Below are 8,161 nucleotides of genomic sequence, written 5' to 3' on the forward strand. Positions count from 1 at the left end.
GTTTGTCAGTGAAAATCGGCCGTCACAGGATATTGAATCCATTGCCACCGGCGAGGTGTGGTATGGCCGCCGCGCACTGGACAAAGGTCTAATTGACGGTATTTCCACCAGCGATGACTATCTGCTGAGCAAACGTGAAGACACCGATATTTATGCGGTGCACTTTAAGCAAAAGCGCAGCCTACCCGAGCGCCTTGGCTTCGCTGCTGAAACAGCGATAGACCGAGGTTTTTGGGGCGTCGTTGAAAAAATTCGCAACAGCCGTTTTGTCGGCTAAATCGGGGGAAATAATGACATTTAAAGCCGTACAGGTCAGAGAAGAGCAGGGCGCCTATCAGTGCAGCGTTGTCGACAAAGACGACTTTGCCCAGCCCGAGAATGGCGAAGTGCGCGTTGCGGTAGAATACTCGTCGCTCAACTATAAAGATGCCTTGTCAGCCGCGGGCAACAAAGGGGTAACCCGCAACTACCCGCATACGCCGGGCATCGATGCCGCGGGCACAGTGCTGGCTTCATCCAGCGATAATTGGAAGGCGGGTGACCGTGTTATCGTGACGGGCTATGACCTGGGTATGAACACCGACGGTGGCCTGGCAGAACAAATTCAAGTGCCCGGTGAATGGTTACTGGCCGCCCCGGATGGCTTGGACAGTGCAGAGGCGATGGCACTCGGCACTGCAGGATTGACGGCCGGCTTATGTGTGGAGAAGCTCCAGCGCCAATTAGGCGAGCTGAGCGGTCTTAAAATTGCCGTAACGGGTGCCAGTGGTGGTGTTGGTAGTGTTGCCATTGCATTGCTTAATCAACTGGGTGCGGAGGTCACCGCGATCAGTGGCAAGGCGCAACAATATGACTTTTTACATAGTATTGGCGCTCAACATTGTGTGGCGCCATCGATGCTGGCAGAGTTCGATAAAAAACCAATGGCGAAGCCATTGTTTGATGCGGCAATTGACACGCTCGGCGGCGATCCACTGGCAAACCTGTTAAAAATTATTCAGCCCGAGGGCGCCGTCGCCTGTTGTGGACTGGCTGCCGGGGTGAATATCAACAGCAGCGTTTTCCCATTTATTCTGCGCGGTGTATGCTTACTGGGTGTCGATTCAGTAGAAATTAGTCAGCAACGGAAAGCTGATATATGGCGGCGTTTTGCCGAGCAGTGGAAGCTCGATGACGCGGCGTGGTCTGCTCTGCTAACTGAAATAACCCTCGAGGAGGTGCCTGACTATTTGGCGCGCTTCCTTGAGGTATCAGTCAGCGGGAGAATTAGAGTAAAGCTATAAATGCACCTTCGCCTCCGTATGGCAAACTCAGGCCCCGGCGCTAGCCGGGGTATTACCCGTCGAGAAATTCTCTTTGTATTGCTGATCGCCTCAGCACTAACGATATATGTAAGTAGCCTTGTTAAGCAGCGTGTCGATGAGGCTTTGCATGAACAAGCAGTGATTGATCTGGAGCGAATTACCCGGGCTCTGCATCAATATAAGCTTGATAATTTGCGTTACCCAAGTCCTGACCAAGGGCTATACGCGCTGTTGGAAAGCCCCGTCTTGGAGCCTCTCAGCCCGCGTTGGGCCGGCCCCTATTTAAGTCGTAGCAGTCTGATTCGCGACCCGTGGAAGCGCGATTATATCTATCACAGCTCCGACGCACCGCCATCCTTCAGCGTGAAAACCTTCGGTGCGGATGGCGTGGAAGGTGGCAGTGGAGAGAACCGGGATTTGCTCGTTGTTTTTGAAAGTGACAGCGACTACTGAGCGCGGCGCCTGGCGAAGCCGTTACTGGCCGATGGCGCCTTGCACCGCGGTTTCTTAAAGCCTTATCGCGCTGGCGATCGCCCTGGCAATAATGCGCCCCTGGGTATTTTTAATCACCCCTTCTGTTGCCAGCAAGCGTTTACCGGGGTGATCGACCCGCGCTTCAATGAGCAGCTCTTCGTCGGGGTCGCGAACGGCGCCGATAAATTTGATCGACAAGTCCGTCATGGTGTGAAATTCACCCGCCGCTAACTTTGTCATCACCGCGGCACCCATTGCCGTGTCCAGCAGTGATGCCAAAATGCCTCCGTGCAGGGAGCCTATTAAATTTTGGTGGCGCGCTTTTGGTGTGTAGCGGTACACCACCTCACCATCATTGATGGAAACAATGTCGTAGCCCAAGTTCGCCGCCATACCGCTGCGCTCGGTCTGAGCCTCAAACTGCTTTACTCGCTCAGTGAATCGGCCGCCAAAAGCTATGCCGCGCAGCAGGGCATTTCGCTGAGTGACATGCCCCGCATCAAAGGCTGGGGGCATCGCTCGTCTGCCATCGACCTGCGCAGTAAGCTGCGCCTTAGCGACGGTCAGCCACTGCTTTTCCCTCATGTAAATCAGCTGATTCGCGACGCCCTAAAACGCGCAGACATGACTGACTTGCTGCAACTCGACGGCCTTGAGGTGCACGACTGTTTTTCCATTACCGAATACACGGTGATCGATCACTGCGGTTTAACGGCGCCCGGTGAAAGCTGGAAAGCAATAGAGGAGGGGCGCATATGCAAAGACGGCGACTTTCCCGTTAATGCCAGCGGCGGCTTGATCGGCCTGGGCCATCCCGTGGGCGCGACCGGCGTACGCATGCTGTTGGACTGCTACAAGCAGGTCAGCGGCCAAGCAGGGGAGACACAAATCACCAACGCCAAAAACATGGCCACCTTCAACCTTGGCGGCAGCGCCACAACCTGTGCCAGCTTTATAGTAGGAATTAACGAATGACACACGCTTATATTTACGACGCTATTCGCACACCGCGCGGCCGTGCCAAGGAAACGGGTAGTCTGCATGCATTGTCGCCACTGGCGCTGCTAAAAACCCTTTACGATGCCCTGGCAGAGCGCAATCCACTGGACAAAAGCCAGGTTGATGATGTGATTCTAGGCTGTGTAACACAGGCGGGTGACCAGGCGGCAAATATTGCCAAAACCTCCCTGTTATATGCTGGCTGGCCCAGCCATGTTCCCGGTATTACCGTTAACCGTTTCTGTTCCTCCGGCTTGGATGCCATCAATTTTGCCGCATTGAAAGTGCAGGGCGGGCAAGCCGGTATGGTCATTGCTGGCGGCGTGGAAATGATGTCCCACGTGCCGATGTTGTCCGACAAAGCCACCGTTTTTACCGACCCCAAGATGGCGGCTCGCTGCCAAATGTTAATGATGGGCAACGGCGCGGACCTGATTGCCTCCCAGTATCAAATCAGTCGCGAGGACGCCGACCACGTTGCCGTAACCAGTCAGCAGCGCGCCGCCCGAGCGCGTGACAATGGCGGTTCCGCTCGGTCGTTCCGGTTGTAAACACAGAGACAGGCGTAAATGTGGCCCACGATGAATGCATCCGCGACAACGCAAACATGGAGTCTCTGGCGCAAATGCCGCCGGCCTTTGCTGAGCTTGGCGCAAAAGGCATCGATGCCTTGCAACTTCAGGGGCATGCCAAACTCACCGAGATCCAGCATATTCACACCGCTGGTAATTCGCCAGCTATGGCCGATGGCGCTGCCTTGGTGTTGGTGGGCGACGAAGCATTGGGCGAAACGCTGGGTAAAGCGCCACGCGCGCGTATCTGCGCCGTCGCCAGTGTTTGCGACGATCCATTAACCGTCATCTCAGGCTGCTGCGCCGCCACGCAAAAGCTTATGCAGGAGCAGGCGTTAACCGCCGACCTGTTCGAACTGCATGAAGGCTTTGCCGCCACGGTGATCAAATGCCAGCGCGACCTCGGTATCAGCGAAGACAAACTCAACATCAATGTCGGAGTGATCGCACTCGGTCATCCCATGGGCGCAACCGGCGCTATCATGGCAGGCACCTTAATTGACGAGCTTGAGCGCCGCGGCCTGAAACGAGGTATTGTTGCGGCAAGCGGCGCCGCAGGCACAGGAACGGCAATGTTGCTGGAGCGGTGTTAACCGCTCCTGGGCGAATCCAGCCTTGATCTAGCAAATACCATATGTTCGCATAATATATATTGCGCAAATACTGAGGATCGCCCCGAAACCCACGCGGGGCGCGGGCTGTAGCGCGCTCGATAAGCGAGCAGAACACTCGCCAGTCAGGAAAATTACCCATCATCATCGCCAAGCGCGCCACTTAGGCCGCTTCGCGCCTCTTTTTTGGTGTTAGGCGCTCGCAGATTTTCACCCATGTTTCATAAGAAGGGGTGTTTTTTGCGCGCTCAGCGGTTACGCAGGCCAAAACATAACCTGCATCTAAACCCAGTATTTCTGCGGCTTTGATAGCAATATCGTCGCTCATTGCGCGATCGCTTTTGGTGTATCCAGTGAGTGTTTGGGGGCGACAATTCAATAGCTTTGACGCAGCATAGTAAGACCCGGTTTCGGTTTTTTTGCGGACTAAGTCAACGATTTCGCTTGACGTCAGCATGGGCGGCACCCCTCTCGCTGATTTATTTAAATTTTCGATATAACAGGCATATTTTGCGCATCAGGTCGCGGGTTGCGCAATATTCGCGGGTATTGAGCATTCGCGCCCCGTGATCTATCTTTCGTTCCAGCTCACCGCATGGGCTACCTCGCCCCCTGGCCAGCGCGGCACCGTTGGCAGGGGGCAAAAACCCGGCGGCGAGCTAACAGAGGTTAAACATGCGGAATGAATGGAGCCTGAACGATGAGCAACGAGCCAGAGAACGCGATACTGAACATTATCTGTCACCGCGAGCGCAAAGCGGTGAACAGCGCTAAGGAGCGATCCGAGCAAGCCCCTCCAGTTAGTCCCAGTCATTACATCTTTTGCAGTTATTGCGGCACCACCGGAAAGCGTGGAACAGGCCTTATCCGAAAGCGCGAGCAGTACACCCGCGCCGATGGAGAGCCGATCTTAATGGTTCCCACTAAGTCACTTTGCCCAGCCTGTAATGGGTTTGGTTATGTGATGACCGCCATTGGTAAACGCTACGAAGAGCAAGGGGTGGCGTGATGCTACATGGGGAAGTTAGACCAGAGGGAGGTGTGGCTGCTGTTGATTTCACCAGATGCATTTTTGACGGTGGTTTGAATGCCAGTGCTGGTAAGGGTCGCGCTAATCTGGATGTCAGGGTTACCGATTGTCGAATCAATGGTCTTACAGGAAGCTTTGTCTTCGACTCCATCAACGAGCTTGTTAACGAATTGGGAGGAGAGTGTGACTCCGACCATGATAAGGAAATCACGACTAACTCCGCTTTTCTTTGGGGTGGTGTATTCGGCAAGTACCTGAATGCTGCCTTTGGGGCCTGTGCACAACGAGCGATCTGTATAAGTCATGCTGCTAGGGGTCACCGTCACAAAGTCTTTGTTCACTTGGTGGGACCAATCTTTGGCATTTGTGTGGGTAGCTATCAGCAAAATCAAAAAAAAGAGTGGCGAGCGAATCATATAAGTACCTATCCATTGGTTTGTTGTTGGTGGGTAATCAAGCCGCAAGGTTTTTTGGTTGTCAATGATTGGGCTTTCGCATGAGTGACCGTTACCAACAGGCAATGGCGATCATTCGCGAGATCAAGCGCAAAGACCCAAAATGCGAACCCGGTTTATATGATCGCGGCGGCGTGTTGGTAGTACGTTGCCACCGGGCCGGGGGCTGCTGCCGGGGGGCGAATCGTGCAGACGCCTAGTCCGTTATTGAATTTGAATAATCTCCCCCAGTTTGCCGGGCAATGCGACCCGGCTTTTTTGTTTCCCGATGATATGACGCTGGCAGAGGTGCAAGCGGATGCGCGCAGGCCTTTGAGCGAAGCGAAAAGGCATAGGCTAGTCAAGGCGTCCAAATGTCCGACAGCGCCGAAACCCGCAGAAACCGTACATATTCCGCAATCGTGGATAGGCCGACCAGAACGGCAAACCGCCATTGAACCGACCAAGCTTGCAGGCACCCCGGAAGGCCAGCGCGCCGCCTATACCGTGTTGCAGTTTCGGGAATGGTCAGACGAGTACCGCATACGCACACGCGTTGAAACGACAGCAGGAACTACGCCACCAGAACAAGCCGGGCCGAGAATTACCGCCAATTTGAGCCAGCGGGCTGCGCGCAAGGTGGCCGAAAGCTGCAGTTATGTGAGCCTGCAAAAAGGCGGCTACCGCACGTTTTTTACGCTGACATTCGACGCGGAGCACCGCGCCGCGATCGATGCCGGGGAAACCTCAATTCAGCGCGAAGTGTCGCGCTTTATGGATGGCCTGCAAAAGATGTGGCGCAGGGGCTGGAAAGCCGAATTCACCGCGCCGCATGGCCGCAAATTCTACTGCGCCGACAAGGGCGGCGAGGTGATGGGCGAGCCGGGGAAAGACAAAGAATTGCTTTATGTGTGGGTAGCTGAAGCGCCCGACAACGAGCACGGCAAGCCAAACCCGCATGTGCATGTGCTAATCAATTGGCGCGTGAAATATTCCCTGTTCCCAAGCTGGGCAAAACGCATCGAAAGCCTATGGGGGCAGGGCATCGCCCACATTGAAAAAATCAAAGACACTGACGCCGCCGCCAGCTACATGATGAAAGCGGCGGGCTACTTGTGCAAAGCCCAGGGCAAAAGCGACCAAGGCGAGATCCGGGGCAACCGCTACGGTATCTGCGCCGCTGCCCGCGCCCCGGAGTGGGCCACTTTGTCAGAAACCCAGCTTCACATTATGGGCCGACTGATTGCAGACGTTCACGAACACCTAACCCAGCGCCACGGCGAGGACTACCGCCGCCGCAAGGTACTTGCTCAGTATTTAGAAAAAGCCCCCAAGGGCAGTAAAACCCGTCACGCCGTGGGCAAGGCATTGCAGAAGGTGCGCCGCAAGCTGGAAAAACTGCCCATTGTCGCCAGCAAGCACCAAATTCTGCTGAAAGGTAAACACGCCTTTTGGCTGTTTTTGCAGTGGGCGCGCACCAACGACGCCGGGCAAGTGACCAACTGGCTACCGGAAAAGGGGCCAGGCGAAGTGTGGAACCCCGGCGAAACCCGGCCACCGTGCCAGTGGTACGCCGAATTCAAAGAGCGCCATTACTGGCGGCGAGCGCTGCGCAAAATGCCGCAGTGGTCAGACCTCGAATTTACCCAAGCCGCTAACGACTACGAACAATACGCCGCGATAGCGGCAGCATAGGAGGCACCACCGATGGCAGTACAAAATAGGCCGCAAATAGGCTGGCTAACTTGCCCAATGTGCAACACGCGGGGGACCGTTCACGCTTGCGCCGTAGGCCGGGGAGGCCGGGCCGAGGCGAAATACTGGCGCTGTGAATGCGGCACAATTCAGCCGTGGAAACCGGGCGGGCAGCGGTTTATTGAGGCCAATTTTGAGCCATTGGAAAAACCCGCTGAAAAACCTACTGCGCCGCCGCCTAGCACCGAACCAGAACCCGTAGCAAAACCGCAAGCGGAAGCCGCCGACGAGTACACACCGGGCGAGCAGACACCCCCACCAGAAAACCGACCAAAACCGCAAAAGCGCGGTTTATTACACACCCTTTTTGTGGAGTAGAACCCCATGAGCGACGAGCAGAGCAACGCGGCAGAAACCGCCGACAATACCGAACAGCAAACCTATGAAAACCTGAACGCCTTTGCCGGGGAACCGGAATTTATACCGGGGCAGGGGGGCGAGGAACCACAACCAGACCAGCCGACACTGGGCGGCGAAGAACTGGCCTTTATTTTCCAAGTGGGGTTTGGTGTGGTGGCATCGCGCCGGGGCGATCACTGGAAAATAGCCGACGATGAAGCGCAGCAACTGGGCGCGGCCACCGATGCGGTATTGCAAAAGTATTTACCCGACATTCAAACCGGGCCAGAGGTGGCGCTAGTGCTCACCGCTGGAATGGTGTTTTTACCGCGCATAATGACAGACCAACAATTGGCCGCAGAGGCCGAAAAACCAGAGGCGGCAACCGATGGCGATTAATCCAGACGGCAGCCGCAAAGCCAAGCACACGCTTATTATTGCGACCACGGGCGGCGGCAAGAGCCAAGCCGCCAAAAACCTGATACCGGGGCGGGGAGTGCGGTTTATTGCGTTCGACCCCGAAGGCGAGCACCCGGCGCATGGAATCGACAGTTTCCCGGCGTTTTGCCGGGAGCTGATGAAGGCCGACCGCAGCGGCAAACCCTATCAAGATCGGATGAGCACACGTCTGAACTCCAGTCAC

General features: G+C 55.7%; 14 protein-coding genes. 11 read left to right on the plus strand and 3 right to left on the minus strand.

The features are described 5' to 3' along the window. From ABNS66_RS15625 to gspG, 3 genes are all read left to right on the plus strand, one after another. A partial coding sequence (locus ABNS66_RS15625; protein WP_348655389.1) for a S49 family peptidase occupies positions 1-277 on the plus strand: 277 nt, incomplete at its 5' end. A gap of 13 nt (positions 278-290) precedes the next feature. Further along, positions 291-1,283, plus strand: a complete 993-nt coding sequence (locus tag ABNS66_RS15630) for a YhdH/YhfP family quinone oxidoreductase (RefSeq protein WP_286836573.1) — start codon at positions 291-293, stop codon at positions 1,281-1,283. After that, the gene (gene gspG, locus ABNS66_RS15635; protein WP_204996532.1) at positions 1,284-1,757 is read left to right on the plus strand and encodes a type II secretion system major pseudopilin GspG; all 474 of its coding nucleotides are present in this window, start codon (positions 1,284-1,286) and stop codon (positions 1,755-1,757) included. It begins immediately after the preceding gene. Between the two features lie 54 nt (positions 1,758-1,811). On the opposite strand, the gene ABNS66_RS15640 is transcribed toward gspG, so the two are convergent. Then, positions 1,812-2,294, minus strand: coding sequence for a PaaI family thioesterase (locus tag ABNS66_RS15640; RefSeq protein ID WP_286836571.1), 483 nt, complete (start codon positions 2,292-2,294; stop codon positions 1,812-1,814). Between ABNS66_RS15640 and ABNS66_RS15645 the strand changes: the two genes are divergently transcribed. From ABNS66_RS15645 to ABNS66_RS15655, 3 genes are read left to right on the plus strand one after another with little or no spacing between them, the layout of a single operon-like run. Next, entirely contained in the window at positions 2,268-2,753 is a 486-nt protein-coding gene (locus ABNS66_RS15645) for a hypothetical protein (RefSeq protein ID WP_286836569.1), read from the plus strand. The genes ABNS66_RS15640 and ABNS66_RS15645 overlap by 27 nt on opposite strands. Continuing rightward, the gene (locus tag ABNS66_RS15650; RefSeq protein ID WP_286836567.1) at positions 2,750-3,328 is read left to right on the plus strand and encodes a beta-ketoacyl synthase N-terminal-like domain-containing protein; all 579 of its coding nucleotides are present in this window, start codon (positions 2,750-2,752) and stop codon (positions 3,326-3,328) included. Before ABNS66_RS15645 ends, ABNS66_RS15650 begins: the two co-directional genes overlap by 4 nt. Before the next feature lie 20 nt (positions 3,329-3,348). Beyond that, positions 3,349-3,942 (plus strand): hypothetical protein, encoded by a 594-nt coding sequence (locus tag ABNS66_RS15655; protein ID WP_286836565.1) that lies wholly within the window; start codon positions 3,349-3,351, stop codon positions 3,940-3,942. A gap of 181 nt (positions 3,943-4,123) precedes the next feature. Here ABNS66_RS15655 and ABNS66_RS15660 read toward each other — a convergent pair whose 3' ends face one another. Beyond that, positions 4,124-4,288, minus strand: a complete 165-nt coding sequence (locus ABNS66_RS15660; RefSeq protein WP_286836564.1) for a hypothetical protein — start codon at positions 4,286-4,288, stop codon at positions 4,124-4,126. Positions 4,289-4,660: 372 nt separating this feature from the next. Between ABNS66_RS15660 and ABNS66_RS15665 the strand changes: the two genes are divergently transcribed. After that, the gene (locus ABNS66_RS15665; RefSeq protein WP_286836562.1) at positions 4,661-4,969 is read left to right on the plus strand and encodes a hypothetical protein; all 309 of its coding nucleotides are present in this window, start codon (positions 4,661-4,663) and stop codon (positions 4,967-4,969) included. 2 nt (positions 4,970-4,971) lie between these two features. On the opposite strand, the gene ABNS66_RS15670 is transcribed toward ABNS66_RS15665, so the two are convergent. After that, the gene (locus tag ABNS66_RS15670) at positions 4,972-5,406 is read right to left on the minus strand and encodes a hypothetical protein (protein WP_348655390.1); all 435 of its coding nucleotides are present in this window, start codon (positions 5,404-5,406) and stop codon (positions 4,972-4,974) included. 80 nt (positions 5,407-5,486) lie between these two features. On the opposite strand from ABNS66_RS15670, the gene ABNS66_RS15675 reads away from it, so the two are divergent. The 4 genes from ABNS66_RS15675 to ABNS66_RS15690 form a co-directional block, all read left to right on the plus strand. Beyond that, positions 5,487-5,645, plus strand: a complete 159-nt coding sequence (locus tag ABNS66_RS15675) for a hypothetical protein (protein ID WP_286836559.1) — start codon at positions 5,487-5,489, stop codon at positions 5,643-5,645. Next, a complete protein-coding gene (locus tag ABNS66_RS15680; RefSeq protein WP_286836557.1) occupies positions 5,632-7,119 on the plus strand; it encodes a hypothetical protein in 1,488 nt (495 codons plus the stop codon). The genes ABNS66_RS15675 and ABNS66_RS15680 overlap by 14 nt, the downstream gene beginning before the upstream one ends. A 384-nt stretch (positions 7,120-7,503) precedes the next feature. Beyond that, positions 7,504-7,917 (plus strand): hypothetical protein, encoded by a 414-nt coding sequence (locus ABNS66_RS15685; RefSeq protein ID WP_286836556.1) that lies wholly within the window; start codon positions 7,504-7,506, stop codon positions 7,915-7,917. Then, a partial coding sequence (locus ABNS66_RS15690; RefSeq protein ID WP_348655391.1) for a hypothetical protein occupies positions 7,907-8,161 on the plus strand: 255 nt, incomplete at its 3' end. The genes ABNS66_RS15685 and ABNS66_RS15690, both read left to right, overlap by 11 nt.

It is taken from the genome of uncultured Spongiibacter sp., from assembly GCF_964011655.1.
Classification (GTDB): Bacteria; Pseudomonadota; Gammaproteobacteria; order Pseudomonadales; family Spongiibacteraceae; genus Spongiibacter; species Spongiibacter marinus.